General features: G+C 55.6%; 20 protein-coding genes. 4 read left to right on the forward strand and 16 right to left on the reverse strand.

Annotation, left to right across the window (positions count from 1 at the left end):
- Window positions 1-3: 3 nt before the first annotated feature.
- From ACSEMK_RS14790 to ACSEMK_RS14800, 3 genes are all read right to left on the reverse strand, one after another.
- Window positions 4-372, reverse strand: coding sequence for a DUF805 domain-containing protein (locus ACSEMK_RS14790; RefSeq protein WP_087859895.1), 369 nt, complete (start codon window positions 370-372; stop codon window positions 4-6).
- A 125-nt stretch (window positions 373-497) separates the two neighbouring features.
- Window positions 498-1,484 (reverse strand): glutathione S-transferase family protein, encoded by a 987-nt coding sequence (locus tag ACSEMK_RS14795; protein ID WP_271032073.1) that lies wholly within the window; start codon window positions 1,482-1,484, stop codon window positions 498-500.
- Between the two features lie 74 nt (window positions 1,485-1,558).
- On the reverse strand, window positions 1,559-1,951 hold the full coding sequence (locus ACSEMK_RS14800; RefSeq protein WP_015703571.1) for a DoxX family protein: 393 nt from the start codon (window positions 1,949-1,951) through the stop codon (window positions 1,559-1,561).
- 324 nt (window positions 1,952-2,275) lie between these two features.
- Between ACSEMK_RS14800 and ACSEMK_RS14805 the strand changes: the two genes are divergently transcribed.
- Window positions 2,276-2,485 carry a hypothetical protein gene (locus ACSEMK_RS14805; RefSeq protein WP_032715873.1) on the forward strand — a complete coding sequence of 70 codons (210 nt, stop codon included), beginning with the start codon at window positions 2,276-2,278 and terminating at the stop codon, window positions 2,483-2,485.
- A gap of 8 nt (window positions 2,486-2,493) precedes the next feature.
- Here the strand turns inward: ACSEMK_RS14805 and ACSEMK_RS14810 are convergent, their stop codons facing one another.
- From ACSEMK_RS14810 to exuT, 8 genes are all read right to left on the reverse strand, one after another.
- Entirely contained in the window at window positions 2,494-2,790 is a 297-nt protein-coding gene (locus tag ACSEMK_RS14810; protein ID WP_015703570.1) for a YqjK-like family protein, read from the reverse strand.
- Window positions 2,787-3,185 carry a phage holin family protein gene (locus tag ACSEMK_RS14815; protein WP_015369572.1) on the reverse strand — a complete coding sequence of 133 codons (399 nt, stop codon included), beginning with the start codon at window positions 3,183-3,185 and terminating at the stop codon, window positions 2,787-2,789. The genes ACSEMK_RS14810 and ACSEMK_RS14815 overlap by 4 nt, the downstream gene beginning before the upstream one ends.
- A 2-nt stretch (window positions 3,186-3,187) precedes the next feature.
- Window positions 3,188-3,493 (reverse strand): DUF883 family protein, encoded by a 306-nt coding sequence (locus tag ACSEMK_RS14820; protein ID WP_435336599.1) that lies wholly within the window; start codon window positions 3,491-3,493, stop codon window positions 3,188-3,190.
- Window positions 3,494-3,518: 25 nt separating this feature from the next.
- The gene (locus ACSEMK_RS14825) at window positions 3,519-3,887 is read right to left on the reverse strand and encodes a DUF1090 domain-containing protein (protein WP_047044796.1); all 369 of its coding nucleotides are present in this window, start codon (window positions 3,885-3,887) and stop codon (window positions 3,519-3,521) included.
- A 148-nt stretch (window positions 3,888-4,035) separates the two neighbouring features.
- Entirely contained in the window at window positions 4,036-4,413 is a 378-nt protein-coding gene (gene mzrA, locus ACSEMK_RS14830) for an EnvZ/OmpR regulon moderator MzrA (protein ID WP_162750128.1), read from the reverse strand.
- 8 nt (window positions 4,414-4,421) lie between these two features.
- Window positions 4,422-5,084, reverse strand: coding sequence for a DedA family general envelope maintenance protein YqjA (gene yqjA, locus ACSEMK_RS14835; RefSeq protein WP_015369576.1), 663 nt, complete (start codon window positions 5,082-5,084; stop codon window positions 4,422-4,424).
- Between the two features lie 326 nt (window positions 5,085-5,410).
- Complete coding sequence (exuR, locus tag ACSEMK_RS14840; RefSeq protein ID WP_015369577.1) at window positions 5,411-6,187, reverse strand: transcriptional regulator ExuR; 777 nt, start codon at window positions 6,185-6,187, stop codon at window positions 5,411-5,413.
- A 127-nt stretch (window positions 6,188-6,314) separates the two neighbouring features.
- The gene (gene exuT / locus ACSEMK_RS14845; protein ID WP_015703568.1) at window positions 6,315-7,616 is read right to left on the reverse strand and encodes a hexuronate transporter ExuT; all 1,302 of its coding nucleotides are present in this window, start codon (window positions 7,614-7,616) and stop codon (window positions 6,315-6,317) included.
- A gap of 468 nt (window positions 7,617-8,084) precedes the next feature.
- Between exuT and uxaC the strand changes: the two genes are divergently transcribed.
- Window positions 8,085-9,497, forward strand: a complete 1,413-nt coding sequence (uxaC, locus tag ACSEMK_RS14850) for a glucuronate isomerase (protein ID WP_430915046.1) — start codon at window positions 8,085-8,087, stop codon at window positions 9,495-9,497.
- Between the two features lie 18 nt (window positions 9,498-9,515).
- Window positions 9,516-11,003, forward strand: coding sequence for a UxaA family hydrolase (locus tag ACSEMK_RS14855; protein WP_430915047.1), 1,488 nt, complete (start codon window positions 9,516-9,518; stop codon window positions 11,001-11,003).
- 151 nt (window positions 11,004-11,154) lie between these two features.
- Here the strand turns inward: ACSEMK_RS14855 and sstT are convergent, their stop codons facing one another.
- From sstT to ACSEMK_RS14875, 4 genes are all read right to left on the reverse strand, one after another.
- Window positions 11,155-12,402, reverse strand: a complete 1,248-nt coding sequence (gene sstT / locus ACSEMK_RS14860; RefSeq protein WP_087859887.1) for a serine/threonine transporter SstT — start codon at window positions 12,400-12,402, stop codon at window positions 11,155-11,157.
- Between the two features lie 267 nt (window positions 12,403-12,669).
- Window positions 12,670-13,638 carry a TerC family protein gene (locus ACSEMK_RS14865; protein WP_020077873.1) on the reverse strand — a complete coding sequence of 323 codons (969 nt, stop codon included), beginning with the start codon at window positions 13,636-13,638 and terminating at the stop codon, window positions 12,670-12,672.
- A 393-nt stretch (window positions 13,639-14,031) separates the two neighbouring features.
- Window positions 14,032-15,021: a Gfo/Idh/MocA family protein gene (locus ACSEMK_RS14870; protein WP_411325551.1), complete on the reverse strand. Its 990-nt coding sequence runs from the start codon at window positions 15,019-15,021 to the stop codon at window positions 14,032-14,034.
- A 73-nt stretch (window positions 15,022-15,094) separates the two neighbouring features.
- Window positions 15,095-15,595, reverse strand: coding sequence for a M48 metallopeptidase family protein (locus ACSEMK_RS14875; RefSeq protein WP_045394898.1), 501 nt, complete (start codon window positions 15,593-15,595; stop codon window positions 15,095-15,097).
- Window positions 15,596-15,665: 70 nt separating this feature from the next.
- Here ACSEMK_RS14875 and rlmG point away from each other — a divergent pair, with 70 nt between their 5' ends.
- The gene (gene rlmG, locus ACSEMK_RS14880; protein ID WP_430915049.1) at window positions 15,666-16,796 is read left to right on the forward strand and encodes a 23S rRNA (guanine(1835)-N(2))-methyltransferase RlmG; all 1,131 of its coding nucleotides are present in this window, start codon (window positions 15,666-15,668) and stop codon (window positions 16,794-16,796) included.
- 132 nt (window positions 16,797-16,928) lie between these two features.
- Here the strand turns inward: rlmG and ACSEMK_RS14885 are convergent, their stop codons facing one another.
- A complete protein-coding gene (locus ACSEMK_RS14885; protein WP_430915050.1) occupies window positions 16,929-18,950 on the reverse strand; it encodes an FAD-dependent oxidoreductase in 2,022 nt (673 codons plus the stop codon).
- Window positions 18,951-19,103 lie beyond the last annotated feature (153 nt).

The raw sequence follows: 19,103 nt of genomic DNA on the forward strand, positions 1-19,103 counted from the left end.
AAATCAGTAGGAGTAGGGTTTTGGATTTGGCCCAAAGCGATTGTCGCCGGGCGTGCCGTTCTGGCAATTGAAAATCAAAATCACCAGCCAGCCGATGACCGGGATCAGCAGCAGCAGTAGCCACCACGCCGAGCGGTCGGTGTCATGCAGGCGACGAAACTGCACCGCCCACCAGGGTAAAAAAACCAGCACGCCGTAAATGGTCGTCAGGATGCCTTCACCCCCAGCACGCTGCCAGCCGAGCATCTTATCAATGATGCTGAGCACTGCGGTGAGAATGATGTTGACCAGAATAAACATCCAGTACTCTTTGCGCCGGGCGCGACCGCCAAAGCCAATATAGTTTCGTAATACTTTTAGATACCAGTCCATTTTCTCACGCCTTAGTTAACCATTAATCACTTGTTTTTAAAGCGATCAAAATAATCATAGGCGTGAATATCAAACTGGTAAATATCCGTTATCTGAATAAAAGGCGCCTTTCGGCGCCTTATCGATCAGCGGGAAAAGCGATCCCGCCCGTGCGGTTCGTTGAGATCCTGCAGCGGGCCCACGGAGATGATCCCTGTCGGGTTGATGGTTTTGTGGCTGCGATAATAGTGATTGCGGATATGCGGGAAATTCACCGTTTCCGCAATCCCCGGCATCTGGTAGATATCGCGCAGGAAACCGTACAGGTTGAGATAGTCGCTGATGCGGCGCTTATCGCATTTAAAGTGGGTGACATACACCGGGTCGAAACGAACCAGCGTTGTCCACAGGCGGATATCCGCTTCCGTTAACTGGTTTCCGGTCAGATAGCGGTGCTGACCGAGGATCTGCTCAAGGCGTTCGAGCGAGGTAAACAGCGCGTCTACGGCTTCGTCATAGGCCTGCTGGCTGGTGGCGAAACCGGCTTTATACACCCCGTTGTTAACGTTGTCGTAGATCCAGCTATTCAGATCGTCGATCTTTTCTCGCAACGCCGGCGGATAATAGTCGCCCGCGCGCGCGCCCAGGCCATCAAACGCGGTATTGAACATGCGGATGATTTCAGCCGACTCATTGCTGACGATGGTCTGTTGTTTTTTATCCCACAGCACCGGAACGGTCACCCGGCCGGTGTAATGCGGATCGGCCTGCAGATAAAGCTGATAGAGGAACTGATGATGATAGAGCTGGTCGCCGGTCGCATCGGGGAAATCGTCGGCGAAGGTCCAGCCGTTTTCCAGCATCAGCGGATTCACCACTGAGACGGATATAAAGGGTTCTAATCCTTTCAACTTGCGCAGAATCAGGGTGCGATGCGCCCACGGGCAGGCCAGTGAAACGTACAGGTGATAGCGGTCTTTCTCTGCGGCGAAGCCACCTTCGCCCGCAGGGCCCGCGGCGCCATCGGCGGTGAGCCAGTTGCGGAAGGCTGAAACGGAACGCTTGAACCGTCCTCCGGTGGATTTGGTGTCATACCAGGTATCTTGCCAGACGCCGTCGACTAATTGTCCCATTACTTCCTCCTTCAGATAGCAAAAGCGAGGAGATAACCCCTCGCTTTTTTAGATTTTTACTCAGTATAGTGCGCTTACCACTTTTTATTCAGCACGCGGTCGATGCTGAATGCGCCCGGACCTGTCACGGCCAGCAGCAGATAACCACCAGCGATGGTCAGATTTTTCATGAACATCAGCGAGTTCACACCTTCAGCAAAGTTGCTGTGGAACAGGAACGCGGTCAGCAGGGTGAAGCCTGCGGTGAACAGCGCGGTAGTGCGAGTCAGGAAACCGAACAGAATCGCCAGACCGCCGCCAAACTCAAGCAGAATAGTCAGCGGCAGCAGCGCTCCCGGAACACCCATTGCTTCCATATACTGCTGCGTACCTGCATACCCGGTGATTTTTCCCCAACCAGCGGTAATGAACAGAATCGGCATCAGAATACGCGCTACCAATACACCAACATCTTCTAATTTTTTCATTTCTTACTCCAGGAAACCCAAAGGGCGGCGATTTCGTTTTTTAGTGCAATCCTGCGTGGTTACGCGGGCTTGCTGTCGATGGAGAGGATATTAGCGAGCTTGAGAGGGGATTGTTAGCAAGGAAAACTGTAGTTCTTTTTCAAAGTTTCTGAGCAATTGGTGCGATCGGTGAAAATATTTTCCGAGGCGCCTCGCAGCGTGCGTGGCTATTGATTGTTTTATCACCAGAGGCACCTTATCCTTGCCCGTTCCGGCCATTTGACCAGCCCTGGCAGATTTTTTCGTCAACTGGCGCAGGGAATGCCTGAACATAAGGAGCAGCTGATGACATTAGCAGAATGGTTTGAAGAGCGTGGGCGCACAAAGGGAAGAAAACAGGGTCGTGAAGAGGGGCGTGAAGAAGGTAGAGAAGAAGGCGAACGTCAGGCGACGCGTAAAATAGCTCTTGCGATGCTTCGTAACGGCGTTGATAGCGCGCTGGTCAGTAAAACCACCGGTTTAAGCGAACAAGAGCTCAGCGCGCTGGCGCACTGAGCGAGCAATTAACGCGATGCGGACTGGCGCAGAATCCCTTTGACCATCCGCCAGGTGCTCCAGATGCCGAGGCCGCGTTTGCCCCAGCGGATTAAAAAGCGCGGATGGCGTACTGACCAGATAGCCATCACCCCGCTGCCGACCATCGCCCATGAACGCAGGTGTTTCAGCGTTTGCCAGCCGCGATCGATAGGCGAGGTGGCTTCCAGCCAGTGACGATGGCTGGCGGCCAAATCCAGCCGCTGTTGCTGGATTTGGCGCAGCAGCAGCGCTTTTCGCTGGTCGCGTTCCTGTTGGCCGCTCATCGACGATCGTCCTCAAGCAGCGCGCGATCGTTCGCCAGCTCGTCGCGGGTATGGCGTAAAAACGTTGAGCGGCGAGCTTTCCTGAGGGTCCAAATTCCCCCTATCAATGAGGCGAGTAACAGGACGCTGGTGGTCGCGATCATCACGTGCAGGCGGTACTGTGGATCGACAGCCCAGATGATCAGCACCAGCAGGCTCATCAGCCCAAAAGCGGCGAATAACAGCGTTAGCCCGAGCATCAGCAACAGCTGGAAGAGGTTCGCTTTCTCCTCTTCCAGCTCCACGACGACCAGGCGCAAGCGCGTTTCCACCATTTCGACCAGCAGCGTGATAATCCGCTGGCCGATGCCGAATACGCTCTGTCCCGGGCCCTGCGTGTGTTGAGAGTTTGCCATAATTAACGGCGCGACAGCAGTACGCCGACAACCAGCCCGACGGCTGTGCCAATGCCCACTCCGGTCCACGGATTTTCGCGGACGTACTCATCGGCCCGAGCGGCGGTTTCACGCGTCTGCTTGACGATGGCATCGCTGGTGTCGCTGAGACGCACACGGCTGTCTTTCAGTACGCTTTCCGCTTTGCTACGCAGTTTGCCGAGTTCTTCTTTCGATTTATCGGTGGAGGAGTTCAGTACTTCTTCCAGCGTGTCAGCCAGATTTTTCAGCTCAGCGCGTAGATCTTCTGCAACGTTATCTTTAGCCATCTTGTTCTCCTGTAGCGTTTACCAATTAATAATCGCGTGACTCAAGCGCTTTCAGTTCCTGCTGCGCTTCATCCAGTTTGCGTTCCCGTTTGCTAATTTTGTCTGCATCGCCTTTCTGCTTCGCCTCGCTCAGATCGCGCTGACGTTCGGCAACTTCGGCCTTCTGTTTAGCGATTTTCTGCTGATGTTCAGCCCTGACTTTGCTGTCGCTGCAGTTAGCGCGAACTTCCTGCAGCGCTTTGTTCAGGCCGTCTATGCGATGCTGATTATGGTGTTTTTCGGCATAGCTGATCTCCCGTTGGATGCTTTGTTCTTTTTCCTGACAAGGAGAGGCTGCGAAGGCGCTGGCGCTAAGTGAGGTCAGAGCCAGTAATAGTGCGATGCGGTAATTCATGGATTCTACCTTCCATTGTGTGAGGGGATATCGGTGATATACCCAATCCAGTCAACATTACAAGCCAGGCGGTTCCCGCAGTGTTAATAATAGACACGAAAGCGAGACTTCACCAAACCGTGCGAAAAGATTCGGAATTTTTGACGCGTTATCCCAAACGGCGCGGAGCATCGCGCAGGCGGGATAACCAGGCGGTGGCCGAATTTTCTTCATCCACCAGAGCAATAATATAACCGTGAGGCAGAGCTCGGCCCAATACTTCTTTTGCCGCGGCGCCCTGAGCATTGGAGTCGAATTTGATCAGCAGGCCGTCTTTTTGCGGCGTGATGCTCTTAAAACGGATGCCGTTGGCGTCAAGATGATGCCAGACGGAAAAACCGTCCGGCATAGCGACGCCCTGGCTGACGGGACGGATGGCCAGGGTGGACTCGTGCTGACTGACGGTCAACCACAGCCAGACGATGGCGCAAAGCAGCAGTGAGCCGCCCAGCAGCCACCGCAGCTGGCGCCAGGAAGGACGTTTGATGACCATGCTCAGCTCCGACTGCTGTGTTTTTTCTTCCACAGTACAACCAGGGAGCCGATCAGACCAAAGACCAGCAGCGCAACCGGTAGCAGCATCAGACATGACATCAGCTGATCTTCATACTTCAGGAACACCGGAGTTTTACCCAGCAGATAGCCGAGAGAGGTAAGAATCAGCACCCACAGCAGGCCGCTCATCCAGTTAAAGAACTGAAAACGCGCATTATTCAGACCGGAGATACCGGCGATCGTTGGCAGAAGCGTACGCACGAAGGCGATAAAGCGGCCAATCAGCAGCGCCGACAACCCGTGTTTGTGGAACAGGTGATGCGCTCGCTGGTGATAATGCGAGGGTAAATGCGAGAGCCAGTTTTGCACGATCCGCGTATTGCCCAGCCAGCGTCCCTGAATGTAGCTCACCCAGCAGCCGAGGCTCGCCGCCGCCGTCAGAAGCAGCAAGGTTTCCGGGAAGCCCATCGCCCCTTTGGCGATCAAAACGCCGACCAGCACCAGCAGGCTATCGCCCGGTAAAAACGCCGCCGGCAGCAAACCGTTCTCAAGGAACAAAATCATAAATAAGACAAAATAGAGCATGCCAATCATGGAGGGATTAGCGAGCGTTTCGTAATCCTGGGCCCATAAGGCATTCAGTAATTGGGTTAGTAGTTCCATTCACGATTCCTGGTACATCGGTTAACGGTACGTCTTATACATAGCGACTAGATTATTTTTAGAGTATGGCCGCTGTTGAGACGTTCTGATCGGATCCTTGATTAAACAGTAAGTAAACACTTACCTACAGAACGGCAAAATGCATCTAATTGTAACAAACTAGCTGACTTTCCGTCAGAGAAATTGCAGTTTGTTGCTGATTGATTTTGCGGGTTGCGTGGACGAGTAGCGAGAGGATTTACACAGGCTGACACTATATATGCTTTGCTTACCCTGTCGGGTTTGCGGGCAGAAAAAGAGGTTCTGCCCGTGGAGGGGATAATACGTTATTTTGCTCCGTTCGCCGCGGTATCGAGATGAACCACCGGATTTTCGGCAAACAGATAGCGATCGGCATTGAATTCAAAGTCATCGCTGGTTTCGTTAAACAGCATCAGCTTGGTATTCTCCAGATGTTGCCACATCGCCAGCTTCGCCGCATGAGGGTCTTTACGAATTAGCGCTTTGAGGATTTGGTCATGATCGTCGCACCAGTTATCGACGGTGCGCAGATCGATGTGATCGTGTAGTTTTTTCCAGTATGGGTTATGCACACGCTGGGTCCACATCTTCTCAACGATGGCGGCAAGGGCGGTATTCTGGGTGGCCAGCGCGACCTGGACATGGAACTGCAGGTCCCATTCGGAATCACGGAAACACTTCTCGTTGCGGGCTTTCTCCTGAATTTCCATTAGCTTCATGATGTCCTGTTTGGTCACCTGAGTCGCGGCGAATTCAGCGATATTGCTCTCAATTAACTGACGGGCCTGGAGTAATTCAAACGGGCCATAGTTGGCGAATTCCAGCGATTCGTCCACCACCTGTTGGTATTTCGGGTGGTTGGAAATAACGTGGATGCCGGAGCCTTTGCGGACTTCAACATAGCCTTCGACTTCCAGCATGATGATGGCTTCGCGAACCACGGTGCGGCTGACGCTTTTTTCATCGGCGATGAAGCGCTCTGCGGGCAGCTTATCCCCTACAAGGTAGACGCCTTGTTCGATACGCGTCTTTAGCTCAGCGGCAAGCTGCTGATAGAGACGGCGCGGTTCACTGATTTCCATATTCGCTCCCGGAAGATGGCGACAATATTCGATTTGTTATACCACTTTTACGCGCTTTCCACCACTGGAAGCCACAAAAAAAGCCGCCTTAAAAGGCGGCTTAGTCGGTGCAAAATCATCTTGCAGTCTAGCTTTGCGTCACCGGTTTACTGGTATTGAGCGGCGTCGAGTCATCGTCGGCCGATTTGTTTTTCAGTACCGTCCAGATAACCAGCGCGCCGAGTAAGTCGAAGACCGCCAGCACCGCAAACAGTGGGCTGAAGCCGATGGTATCCGCCAGCGCGCCGACGACCAGCGCGAATAGGGTGCTGGCCAGCCATGCGGCCATCCCGGTCAGGCCGTTGGCGGTCGCCACTTCGTTACGACCAAAGACGTCGGAAGAGAGGGTGATCAGCGCACCGGACAAGGCCTGATGAGCAAAACCGCCGACGCACAGCAGCGCAATCGCCACATACGGGCTGGTGAACAGGCCAATCATGCCAGGACCAATCATCAGCAGGGCGCCCATCGTTACGACCATTTTACGTGAGACGATAAGATTCACGCCAAACCAGCGCTGGAACAGCGGAGGCAAATAGCCGCCGACGATGCAGCCGAGGTCGGCGAACAGCATCGGCATCCAGGCGAACATGGCGATCTCTTTCAGGTTAAAGCCGTAAACCTTAAACATGAACAGCGGGATCCAGGCGTTGAAAGTACCCCAGGCCGGTTCTGCGAGGAAGCGCGGCAGCGCAATACCCCAGAACTGACGGTTACGCAGGATCTGCCACGGCGACATTTTCTTCGCGTTGTTGGTCTGATGCTGAGATTCCTGGCCGCCGATGATGTAGTCACGTTCTTCATCGGTGAGTTTTTTCTGATCGCGCGGGTGTTTGTAGAAAATCAGCCAGGCCATCGCCCAGGCGAAGCTCAGAACCCCGGAAATAATAAATGCCATCTGCCAGCTATGCATGACAATCGCCCATACCACCAGCGGCGGAGCAATCATCGCGCCGATGGAAGAGCCGACGTTGAAGTAGCCGACGGCGATGGAACGCTCTTTCGCCGGGAACCATTCGGAGCTGGCTTTCAGACCGGCTGGAATCATCGCCGCTTCCGCTGCGCCGACCGCGCCGCGGGCCAGCGCCAGGCCGCCCCAGCTCCCTGCCAGCGCCGTTGAACCGCAGAATACCGCCCAGGCGATAGCAAAGAAGGCGTAGCCAATTTTGGTGCCAAGCACATCCAGCACATAGCCGGCAACCGGCTGCATAACGGTATATGCAGCGGAGTAGGCGGCGATGATATAAGAATATTGTTGGGTTGAAATGTGCAACTCTTCCATCAGCGTCGGTGCAGCCGCCGCTACGGTGTTACGAGTCAGGTAACCCAGCACGGTGCCCAGCGTCACCAGTGCGATCATATACCAACGTAACCCTTTAATTTTACGCATGTAAAACCTCATCGTTGTTGTCTCTCCGCAGCGTCTGCGGCCATCTTTCCCCTCGTTAAGAGGAGCTGGATGGGGAAACGGAGGGTTCAGGACGTGAACTGAACCTTGCCATCAGTGGTTAAAGTGAAACCGGCATCCCTACCGTTTAAGCCGATGTTATTCACACCGGTAATGCATTCCGTCGGTTTATATGTTGCGACGGCAGAAAGATAACTTGTCATACAACTTTAAAAGTTGAGTACTGTCACAAAAGTGGGAAAGTTTGTAGGGACATTAATCGCGTCAATTAAAGCCAGTACTGGCGCGGCTTGCAGCGATGTTTACTCCTTTGGTGGTGCTTTTTTTGTCGACGTTTATTGATCTAACTCACGAAAAATACTTCGGCCTGTAGAAATTGGTGTGATAACTTTGTCAGCATTAGAGTCAATCATCTGATGGGCTCCTTGATGGGGCGAAGAGGACACGACAATGACACCGTTTATGACCGAAGATTTTCTGCTTGATACCGAGTTTGCCCGCCGTCTGTACCACGATTACGCCAAAGATCAGCCGATTTTCGACTACCACTGCCACCTTCCGCCGCAGCAGGTTGCCGAAAATTATCGTTTTAAGAACCTGTATGACATCTGGCTGAAAGGCGACCATTACAAATGGCGCGCGATGCGTACCAACGGCGTGGCGGAGCGCCTGTGTACCGGCGATGCTTCCGATCGCGAGAAATTTGACGCCTGGGCGGCGACCGTTCCTCATACCATCGGTAACCCGCTATACCACTGGACGCATTTAGAGCTGCGCCGTCCTTTTGGTATTACAGGTAAGTTACTGTCGCCAGCCACGGCGGATGAAATCTGGAACCAGTGTAATGAGTTGCTGGCTCAGGAGTCGTTCTCCGCTCGTGGAATCATGAAGCAGATGAATGTGAAGATGGTGGGGACGACCGACGATCCGATTGATTCACTGGAGCATCATGCGGCGGTCGCTAAAGATAGTACTTTTGATATCAAGGTATTGCCGAGCTGGCGCCCGGATAAAGCGTTCAACATCGAGCAGGCCACTTTTAACGATTACATGAGCAAGCTTGGCGAAGTCTCCGATACCGAGATTCGCCGTTTTGCCGATCTGCAAAGCGCGCTGACTAAGCGTCTGGATCACTTTGCCGCTCACGGCTGTAAAGTTTCCGACCACGCGCTGGACGTGGTGCTGTTCGCTGAAGCCACTGATAGCGAACTGGATAGCATTCTGGCGCGCCGTCTGGCGGGCGAAACGCTCAGCGAGCATGAAGTCGCGCAGTTCAAAACGGCGGTGCTGGTGTTCCTCGGTGCGGAATACGCGCGCCGCGGCTGGGTACAGCAGTACCACATCGGCGCGCTGCGTAACAACAACCTGCGTCAGTTCAAACTGTTAGGGCCGGATGTTGGCTTCGACTCCATCAACGATCGTCCGATGGCTGAAGAGCTATCAAAGCTGCTGAGCAAGCAGAACGAAGAAAACCTGCTGCCGAAAACCATTCTGTACTGCCTGAACCCACGCGATAACGAAGTGCTGGGCACCATGGTCGGTAACTTCCAGGGCGAAGGCATGCCGGGCAAGATGCAGTTCGGTTCCGGCTGGTGGTTCAACGATCAGAAAGACGGCATGGAACGTCAGATGACCCAGCTGGCGCAGCTTGGTCTGCTGAGCCGCTTTGTCGGTATGCTGACCGACAGCCGCAGCTTCCTCTCCTACACCCGCCATGAATACTTCCGCCGTATTCTGTGCCAGATGATCGGCCGCTGGGTGGCTGCTGGCGAAGCACCTGCGGATATCGCGCTGCTGGGCGAGATGGTGCAAAACATCTGCTTTAACAATGCGCGTGATTACTTCGCCATTGAATTGAACTAAGGCCTGAGGTCGGTTGATATGCAATACATTAAAATCCATTCGCAGGATAACGTCGCGGTGGCGCTGGCGGATATGGCGTCAGGAACCGTGGTGACGATTGATAACGATACCGTCACCCTCCGCCAGGATGTTGTCCGCGGTCATAAGTTCGCGCTGCGGGCCATTGCGAAAGGTGAAAACGTCATTAAGTACGGGTTGCCGATTGGTCATGCGCTGGCGGATATCGCGCCGGGCGAGCATGTTCATGCGCACAATACGCGTACCAATCTGAGCGATCTCGACGCGTATCGCTATCAACCTGACCGGGTTGAACAACCGGCGCAGCCTGCGGATCGCGACGTTGAGATTTATCGTCGCGCCAGTGGTGAAGTCGGCGTGCGTAACGAGTTATGGATCCTGCCGACCGTGGGCTGCGTTAACGGTATCGCCCGGCAGATCCAGAACCGTTTCCTGAAAGAGACCAACGACGCAGAGGGCACCGACGGTGTCTTCCTTTTCAGCCACACCTACGGCTGCTCGCAGTTGGGAGATGACCACATCAACACCCGTACCATGCTGCAAAACATGGTCCGTCACCCGAATGCCGGGGCGGTGCTGGTGATTGGCCTCGGCTGCGAGAACAACCAGGTGGATGCCTTCCGTGAAACTCTGGGGGATTTTGACCCGGAACGCGTGCACTTCATGGTTTGCCAGCATCAGGAAGATGAAGTGGAAGCGGGAATTGAGCATCTTCACCAGCTCTATGAAGCGATGCGCCATGATAAACGCGAAGCGGGTAAGCTGAGCGAGCTCAAGTTTGGCCTTGAGTGCGGCGGCTCGGACGGCCTGTCCGGCATTACCGCTAACCCAATGCTGGGGCGTTTTTCTGACTATCTGATTGCGAACGGCGGCACCACGGTGTTGACCGAAGTGCCGGAAATGTTCGGCGCCGAGCAGCTGCTGATGAGCCACTGTCGCGACGAAGAGACCTTCGGCAAACTGGTCACTATGGTCAATGATTTTAAACAGTATTTTATCGCCCACGACCAGCCTATCTATGAGAATCCGTCGCCGGGTAACAAAGCGGGCGGTATCACGACGCTGGAAGATAAGTCGCTTGGCTGCACGCAGAAAGCCGGTTCCAGCCAGGTGGTTGACGTTCTGCGCTACGGCGAACGTTTGAAAGTCCACGGGTTGAATCTGTTGAGCGCGCCGGGTAACGACGCGGTGGCGACCAGCGCGCTGGCGGGCGCCGGCTGTCATATGGTGCTGTTTAGTACCGGTCGCGGCACCCCTTATGGTGGTTTCGTACCGACGGTAAAAATCGCTACCAACAGCGAGCTGGCGGCGAAGAAAAAGCACTGGATTGATTTCGATGCCGGGCAGTTGATTCACGGGAAAGCGATGCCGCAGGTGCTGGAGGAGTTTGTCGATCTGATCGTTGATATCGCCAACGGCAAGCAAACCTGCAACGAACGCAATGATTTCCGCGAACTGGCTATCTTTAAAAGCGGCGTCACGCTGTAACGGCAGTGACCACCGCGGTGTTTGCAAGGTCGGATAAGCGCAACGCCATCCGACAATATTGAACTCTCCCCGGTCGCGCTCACGCTTACCGGGGCTACCAGCCGAATACCGGACCGTAGGCCTGATAAGCGTAGCGCCATCAGGCAATGCTTTAACTACGCAGGGCGTTTTTCGCCAGCTGTTCGTCTTCGGCCATACAGGCCGCAGCGGTAAACAGCGCATCGGTTGATGAGTTGAGCGCCGTTTCGCAGGAGTCCTGCAGCACGCCGATAATAAAGCCGACGGCGACGACCTGCATGGCGACATCGTTCGGAATACCGAACATGTTACAGGCCAGCGGGATCAGCAGCAGTGAACCGCCCGCCACTCCGGAAGCGCCGCAGGCGCACAGTGAAGCCACAACGCTCAGCAGCAGCGCTGTCGGCAGGTCCACCGGAATATTCAACGTATGCACCGCCGCCAGCGTTAGCACGGTGATAGTAATCGCCGCGCCCGCCATATTGATGGTCGCCCCCAGTGGAATAGATACCGAATAGGTATCGCGATCCAGATTCAGCTTCTCGCACAGCGCCATATTCACCGGAATGTTGGCGGCGGAGCTGCGGGTAAAGAAGGCGTAGACGCCGCTTTCACGCAGGCAGGTCAGCACCAGCGGATACGGGTTACGGCGGATTTTCCAGAATACCAGCAGCGGGTTAATCACCAGCGCCACCAGCAGCATGCAGCCGACCAGCACCAGCAGCAGCTGGGCGTAGCCCCACAATGTGTCGAAACCGGTCGTCGCCAGCGTCGAGGCGACCAGGCCAAAAATACCCAGCGGCGCAAAACGGATGACCATCTTGACGATAAAAGTCACGGCGTGCGAGACGTCGTTAATCAGGTTTTTAGTGCTGTCGTTACCGTGGCGCAGCGCGAAGCCCAGGCCCACCGCCCACACCAGAATACCGATGTAGTTGGCGTTCAGCAGCGCGTCGATAGGATTAGCCACCATACTCATCAGCAGTCCGCGCAGCACCTCTACAATCCCCGACGGCGGTGTGATGCTGTCCGCCGCGCTGGTCAGATGCAGCGTAGAAGGGAAAACAAAGCTAAACAGCACCGCGGTGAGCGCCGCGCTGAAGGTGCCCAGCAGATAGAGAAACAGAATCGGGCGGATACTGGTTTTTTGTCCGTGCTGATGGTTAGCGATCGACGCCATCACCAGCATTAATACCAGTACCGGCGCGACTGCTTTTAGCGCGCCGACGAACAGCGTTCCCAGCAGCCCGACCGCGATAGCGGCCGGTTTCGAGACCAGCGCCAGTATCACGCCAAGTACCAGTCCCAACAGGATTTGTTTCACCAGACTGCCATGCGCCAGGCGCTGCAGCAGCCCCGACGGGCGGGTTTGTGTTGTCATAAATCATTCCTTCCAGTGATGTAGCAGTCCATCCCGGCGACGTATTATTTGTTACGTTTATGTCCGGATGTAAATGAATGTTTGCATGGTCGAGTATACGGAAAGAACGCGAGGGAGGAAGCGTAATCTACTGTTTCTTACGCGCCGATCTTGTTTTTTAACTATGTATTAACGTTTTTGTGACATAGATAAAGATTATGCGCGGGAAGCCTGAAGCAGTGATGCGTATCCCGGCCAGATACGCGATATCTGACCGGGAGCAGGGAGTTATTGCAGCTGTTTCTTCTTATCGTTCTGTTTGTTCACCCAGGCGTTAATCAGCAGCGTCGCCGCCAGAATGCCGCCCACCACGCCGAGGGAAACGGCAATCGGAATGTGGTAGAAATCGACGATCAGCATCTTGATACCGATAAACACCAGGATCACCGACAGGCCATACTTCAGCATCGAGAAGCGTTCGGCCACACCCGCCAGCAGGAAATACATCGCACGCAGACCGAGAATCGCAAATAGGTTAGAGGTCAGCACGATAAACGGGTCGGTGGTCACCGCGAAAATCGCCGGGATGCTATCAACGGCGAAAATCACGTCGCTCAGCTCAACCAGGATCAGCACCAGCAGCAGCGGCGTGGCGAACAGTACGCCGTTTTTACGGGTGAAGAAGCGCTCGCTCTCGATTTTATCCGTCATACGCAGATGGCTGCGGATCCAACGCACCAGTGGCTTATCGCCGATCCCGGAATCATCTTCTTTCGCCAGCGCCATTTTCACCCCGGTAAACAGCAGGAACGCGCCGAACACGTACAGTAGCCATTCGAACTGCGAAATCAGCCAGCTGCCGGTGAAGATCATAATGGTACGCAGGACAATCGCCCCGAGGACGCCATACACCAGTACCCGGCGCTGTAGCGCAGGCGGCACGGCAAAGTAGCTAAAGAGCATTAACCAGACGAAGACGTTATCGACCGCCAGTGATTTTTCAATCAGATAACCGGTGAGGAAGGCTAACGCCTGCGGATCGGCGACGGCGCGGCCCTGCGTTTGCACCAGGTACCACCAGAAAGCGGCGTTAAACAGCAGGGAGAGGGTGACCCACAGGATGGACCAACCGGCGGCCTGCTTCATGGTCATGGTATGCGCACCGCGCCTTCCCTGAAGCAGTAAATCGATCGCCAGCATGATGACCACGACTACAGCGAATCCGCCCCATAACAACGGCGTGCCGACACTATTCATTGCGTTATTCCTTACATAAAAACAAAACGGCTGTCGTCGGAAGACGGCAGCCGCTGCGCTTTTATGCATAGACCTCGCCTTCCGGCAAGGTCTCACTTACAACAAGACGGGAACTGGACCCTTGGTCTTGTTGCCCGGCGACCGGATGCGGTTTTGCACGCATCGTAATGACGATCGACCGGCCAGGAAGTTACTCCCCTTTGCACGTAACAAAGTATTACAAGTTATAAAGGGCGTCAATGGAGGTCGAGGGCCCATTTACACTGCTTTACGCGATATACCCGTCATACTTCAAGCTGCAGGTGCGTTGGCTGCGTGCGTTCACCCCAGTCACATAGTTATCTATGCTCCTGGGGATTCGCGCACTTGCCGCCTTCCTGCAACTTGAATTATTTAGGGTATAGGTTGAGTATCCGCCGGGAAGACCACGCCGGTCTGGCGACGTATTTCGCTAAGCAGTTTTGCCGTAATGCGGCTGACCTCAAGCCCGGGATGATCGACGTCGTTGGCTTCCACCAGCCGCGCGAACGCTTCCGCTTCATACAGCATAGTATTGATGTGCTGAGGCTGGGTGAGATCCTGCGCTTTGCCGCCGCGTGGAATAAAGGCCACCTTCTGGCATTCGGAGATTTTCTCAATCACCAGCGCGCCTTCTTCACCCTGGATTTCGCTAGGGATAGTGGAGTCGCTGACCTTCGAGTGGTGCAAGGTGACATCGAAATCGCCGTAGCTCAGCACCACCGTACCCTGGCCATCAACGCCGCTCGCCAGCAGGCTGGCGCTGGCATGGACCGCTTGCGGTTCGCCCCACAGCGCGACCGCCGAGGCGAGGCAGTAAAAACCGATATCCATAATCGAGCCATTGGAAAAAGCCGGGTTGAAAGTATTCGGGTTTTCGCCGTCGAGATAGCGCTGGTAGCGCGACGAGTACTGACAGTAGTTGATGAAGGCTTTGCGCAATTTGCCCACTTTATCGAGCGCTTCGCGCAGCAGCAGGAAGTTGGGCAGGCTGGCGGTTTTGAAGGCTTCAAACAGCACCACGTTGTTTTCTTTAGCCATGGCAATCGCCGCTTCGACTTCCTGCAGGTTTGATGCCAGCGGCTTTTCGCAAATCACGTGCTTTTTATGGCTCAGGAACAGGCGAGTTTGCGGGAAGTGCAGCGAGTTCGGACTGGCAATATAGACCGCGTCAACGTCAGGACTCTGCGCCAGTTCATCGAGCGAAGTAAACAGATGCTCGACCGGGTAGTCATTAGCGAAAGCTTGCGCCTGTTCAAGGCTGCGGGAATAAATCGCGGTGAGTTTAAATTTACCGGTTTCATGGGCGGCATCGACAAACTGCTTAGTAATCCAGTTTGTGCCAACAACTGCGAAACGTATCATAAACGTTGACGAACTCCGTTAAAGGGGACCTTTCGTCACTCTAGCACGCCATGATGACAAAACGAGTGCGCTATCACGCAGAACGGTTTAACGAAAGGTGCGTCAGCCACAGGCGGGTATCAAACTCTAGCTGGTGGTACTGCGGCTCCATATGACAGCACAACTGATAGAAGGCTTTGTTGTGATCCTTCTCTTTTAAATGCGCCAGTTCATGAACCACGATCATACGCAGAAACGCTTCCGGCGCGTCGCGAAACACCGTCGCTACGCGAATTTCCGCTTTAGCTTTTAGTTTGCCGCCCTGAACGCGGGAAATAGCGGTATGCAGACCAAGCGCGTTCTTCAGCACGTGGATTTTACTGTCGTACATCACCTTATTGATTGGCGCCGCCCCGCGCAGATAGCGGGCCTTCAGATCCTGGGTATATTGATATAACGCCTTATCGCTGTTGACATCATGCCCCTGCGGATAGCGCTTTTGCAGCACCTCGCCGAGGCGACCTTGCTCGATTAAAGTCGTCACCTGCGACAGCAGCGATTCGGGGTAACCCTGAAGGTAAGGTAGCGTGTTCATGGTGAAAAAAGTTTACTTCTCCGGAGAATTGAGCGATAACACGCGCGAATTTTAGCATTTCGGAGGGGCGATGAGCCAGGTAGAGTTAAACGGTGAGTTATTCACATTAGAGCGGTTCCCACCTAACGCTGAAGAAGAAGCGCTTCAGGCATGGGAAGCGGCGGATGAATATCTGCTGCAACAGGTGAATGACGTCGACGGCCTGACGCTCATCTTCAACGACGGCTTCGGCGCGCTCTCCTGCGCGCTGGCGGAGCGTAACCCGTTCAGCATCAACGACTCCTTTATTTCCGAGCTGGCGACTCGCCACAACCTGCGGATGAACGGTATCGATGAAGAGAGCGTGCGCTTTCAGGATAGCCTGAGCCCGCTGCCGGTCGCGCCGGCGCTGGTGCTGATTAAGGTGCCAAAACAGCTGGCGCTGCTGGAACAGCAGCTGCGCGCGCTGCGCGAAGTGGCGACGCCGGAAACCCGCATTATCGCCGCGGCGAAAGCCCGAGATGTGCACAACTCGACGTTGGCGCTGTTTGAAAAAATCCTCGGTACCACCACCACCTCGCTGGCGTGGAAAAAAGCGCGTCTGATCCACTGCGTTTTCACCGCCCCTAAGCTTGCCGAAGCGCCGCAAACCTACAGCTGGAAGCTGGACGGCACGCCGTGGACCATCCATAACCATGCCAACGTTTTTGCCCGCAGTGGCCTGGATATCGGCGCGCGTTTCTTCCTACAGCATTTACCGTCTGATTTAGAAGGCGAGATCGCCGATCTTGGCTGCGGCAATGGGGTGATTGGCCTGCAGGCGCTGGCGCAAAACCCAAACGCCAGCGTGATGTTCACCGATGAGTCGCACATGGCGGTGGCTTCCAGCCGTTTGAACGTCGAGCGCAACCTGCCGGACGATATCGAACGCTGTGAATTCATGGTCAACAATTCGCTTTCCGGCATTGAGCCTGACCGCTTTACGGCGATTCTGTGTAATCCGCCGTTCCATCAGCAGCACGCTATTACCGACCATATTGCCTGGCAGATGTTTAACGATGCCCGCCGCAGCCTGAAATACGGCGGCGAGCTGTACGTCGTCGGCAACCGCCACCTCGATTACTTCCGTAAGCTGAAGCGCGCTTTTGGTAATTGCACGACCATTGCGACGAACAATAAGTTTGTCATTTTGAAAGCAACGAAGGTGCGTAAGCAGCGCTGATGCATGTCGCTGCTTCCCCCGGCTTGCGGCTGTCGCCTTAGCCGGGCTACCGACTGTCGCTTTAGCCGGGCTACCGTTCGGGATTATCGTGGTAGCCCGGGGAAGACGCATCGAGCCGCCCCCGGGACACGGCTAAATCGCCAGCGCCAGTTTTGTGCCCTGGGCAATCGCCCGGCGCGCATCCAGCTCCGTCGCCACGTCGCAACCGCCGATTAAATGCACCGTTTTCCCCGCCGCGCGCAGCGGTTCCGCCAGCTCGCGGCGCGGTTCCTGACCGGCGCAGATAATTACCTGATCGACCGCCAACAGTTGGCGCTCGCCGCCGATAGTGACGTGTAATCCTTCATCATCGATCTTTTCATAGCTGACCGCCGGGATCATTTTCACGCCGCGCGCCAGCAGCGTCGCGCGGTGGATCCAACCGGTGGTTTTGCCGAGCCCTTCGCCCGGCTTGCTGGCTTTGCGCTGTAGCATCACAATCTGTCGCGGGCTTTTACTCAACTGCGGGCCTTCAGCACTCAGCCCTCCCGCCGTTTTCAGGCTGGTATCGATACCCCATTCGCGGCAGAACTCGCCGATATCCTGGCTGGTGGCCGCACCCGACTGGCTTAAATACATCGCGGTGTCGAAGCCGATGCCTCCGCAGCCGATAATCGCCACCTTCGCGCCAACCGGCGCTTTATCGCGCAAGACATCCAGGTAGCTCAGCACTTTGGGATGTTCGATCCCGTCGATCGCCGGCAGGCGCGGGGCGATACCGGTGGCGAGGATCGTCTCATCGAACGCCAGCAGATCGTCTGCCGTGACGCGGGTGTTCAGGCGTAGATCGACACCATGAAGATCGAGCATGGTGCGGTAGTAACGCAACGTCTCGTGAAACTCCTCTTTGCCGGGGATCTGTTTGGCGATATTAAACTGGCCGCCGATCTCAGAGAGCGCATCGAACAACGTGACGTGATGACCACGGGCGGCGGCGTTAACGGCGAAGGCCAGACCGGCAGGCCCGGCGCCGACGACCGCCAACCGTTTAGGCGCGTTGGCGGGCTGGACCGGCATCAGGGTTTCATGACAGGCGCGCGGGTTGACCAGACAGGAGGTGACTTTGCCGACGAAGATCCGATCGAGGCACGCCTGGTTGCAACCGATGCAGGTATTGATCTCCCCGGCGCGATCGCGCTGCGCTTTCGACATAAATTCAGCGTCGGCAAGGAAAGGGCGGGCCATCGATACCATATCGGCATCGCCGCGGGCGAGAATACCCTCCGCGACCTGCGGATCGTTGATGCGGTTGGTGGTGATCAACGGGATCGACACCGCGCCTTTCAGCTTGCGGGTGACCCAGCTGAAAGCTCCGCGCGGTACCGGCGTGGCGATGGTCGGAATGCGCGCTTCGTGCCAGCCAATCCCGGTGTTGATAATTGTCGCTCCCGCCGCTTCAATCGCTTTGGCCAGCGTGATGACTTCCGCCAGCGTGCTGCCGCCGTTGACCAGATCGAGCATCGACAGGCGGTAGATGATAATGAAATCGTGGCCGGCGCGCTGGCGCACCGCCTTAACCACCTCTACGGCGAAACGCATGCGCCTGACATAATCGCCGCCCCATTGGTCGTCGCGCTGGTTGGTGCGCGCGGCGAGAAATTCGTTAATCAGATAGCCCTCAGAGCCCATCACTTCGACGCCGTCATAGCCCGCTTCACGCGCCAGTTGGGCGCAATGGGCAAAATCATCGATCAGCGTCAGGATCTCATCGTGGCTCAGTTCATGGGGTGTAAAACGGTTAATCGGCGCCTGTAGCGCCGAAGGGGCCACTAGCGCGGGCTGGTAGCTGTAGCGCCCGGTATGCAGGATCTGCAGGGCGATTTTGCCGCCTTCCTGATGGACCGCGTCGGTAATATGGCGATGGTGCGCCAGATGGCTGGCATCGTTGAGTACCGCGCCGCCGGCCATGGTCACCCCGGAAGGCGCCGGAGCGATGCCGCCGGTGACGATCAGCGCCACGCCGTGACGGGCGCGTTCGGCGTAAAAGGCCGCCAGCCGCTGCGCGCCGTCCGGTAACTCTTCCAGGCCGGTGTGCATTGAGCCCATCAACACGCGGTTTTTGAGCGTTGTGAAGCCCAGCTCAAGCGGGGCGAAAAGCGACGGATAGCGGCTCATAGTGGCTTCCAATGTAAAATTATTGTTATGTGGTCGGATGAGTTACTAATTTAGCCGTCGCGGAGAAAAAGGGAAAAGGGGAGTGCGGTGATTGTGATGGGATTCAAAGAACGGAAATCGTTGTCCCTCACCCCGGCCCTCTCCCAAAGGGAG

This window comes from Klebsiella sp. K-3 (assembly GCF_051207495.1).
Taxonomy (GTDB): domain Bacteria; phylum Pseudomonadota; class Gammaproteobacteria; order Enterobacterales; family Enterobacteriaceae; genus Klebsiella; species Klebsiella aerogenes.

Excerpts from the sequence above, each read along its gene's own strand:
- ACSEMK_RS14790 (WP_087859895.1), bottom strand. The coding sequence starts at position 372 with ATGGACTGGTATCTAAAAGTATTACGAAACTATATTGGCTTTGGCGGT.
- ACSEMK_RS14795 (WP_271032073.1), bottom strand. The coding sequence starts at position 1,484 with ATGGGACAATTAGTCGACGGCGTCTGGCAAGATACCTGGTATGACACC.
- ACSEMK_RS14800 (WP_015703571.1), bottom strand. The coding sequence starts at position 1,951 with ATGAAAAAATTAGAAGATGTTGGTGTATTGGTAGCGCGTATTCTGATG.
- ACSEMK_RS14805 (WP_032715873.1), top strand. The coding sequence starts at position 2,276 with ATGACATTAGCAGAATGGTTTGAAGAGCGTGGGCGCACAAAGGGAAGA.
- ACSEMK_RS14810 (WP_015703570.1), bottom strand. The coding sequence starts at position 2,790 with ATGAGCGGCCAACAGGAACGCGACCAGCGAAAAGCGCTGCTGCTGCGC.
- ACSEMK_RS14815 (WP_015369572.1), bottom strand. The coding sequence starts at position 3,185 with ATGGCAAACTCTCAACACACGCAGGGCCCGGGACAGAGCGTATTCGGC.
- ACSEMK_RS14820 (WP_435336599.1), bottom strand. The coding sequence starts at position 3,493 with ATGGCTAAAGATAACGTTGCAGAAGATCTACGCGCTGAGCTGAAAAAT.
- ACSEMK_RS14825 (WP_047044796.1), bottom strand. The coding sequence starts at position 3,887 with ATGAATTACCGCATCGCACTATTACTGGCTCTGACCTCACTTAGCGCC.
- yqjA (WP_015369576.1), bottom strand. The coding sequence starts at position 5,084 with ATGGAACTACTAACCCAATTACTGAATGCCTTATGGGCCCAGGATTAC.
- exuR (WP_015369577.1), bottom strand. The coding sequence starts at position 6,187 with ATGGAAATCAGTGAACCGCGCCGTCTCTATCAGCAGCTTGCCGCTGAG.
- exuT (WP_015703568.1), bottom strand. The coding sequence starts at position 7,616 with ATGCGTAAAATTAAAGGGTTACGTTGGTATATGATCGCACTGGTGACG.
- uxaC (WP_430915046.1), top strand. The coding sequence starts at position 8,085 with ATGACACCGTTTATGACCGAAGATTTTCTGCTTGATACCGAGTTTGCC.
- ACSEMK_RS14855 (WP_430915047.1), top strand. The coding sequence starts at position 9,516 with ATGCAATACATTAAAATCCATTCGCAGGATAACGTCGCGGTGGCGCTG.
- sstT (WP_087859887.1), bottom strand. The coding sequence starts at position 12,402 with ATGACAACACAAACCCGCCCGTCGGGGCTGCTGCAGCGCCTGGCGCAT.
- ACSEMK_RS14865 (WP_020077873.1), bottom strand. The coding sequence starts at position 13,638 with ATGAATAGTGTCGGCACGCCGTTGTTATGGGGCGGATTCGCTGTAGTC.
- ACSEMK_RS14870 (WP_411325551.1), bottom strand. The coding sequence starts at position 15,021 with ATGATACGTTTCGCAGTTGTTGGCACAAACTGGATTACTAAGCAGTTT.
- ACSEMK_RS14875 (WP_045394898.1), bottom strand. The coding sequence starts at position 15,595 with ATGAACACGCTACCTTACCTTCAGGGTTACCCCGAATCGCTGCTGTCG.
- rlmG (WP_430915049.1), top strand. The coding sequence starts at position 15,666 with ATGAGCCAGGTAGAGTTAAACGGTGAGTTATTCACATTAGAGCGGTTC.
- ACSEMK_RS14885 (WP_430915050.1), bottom strand. The coding sequence starts at position 18,950 with ATGAGCCGCTATCCGTCGCTTTTCGCCCCGCTTGAGCTGGGCTTCACA.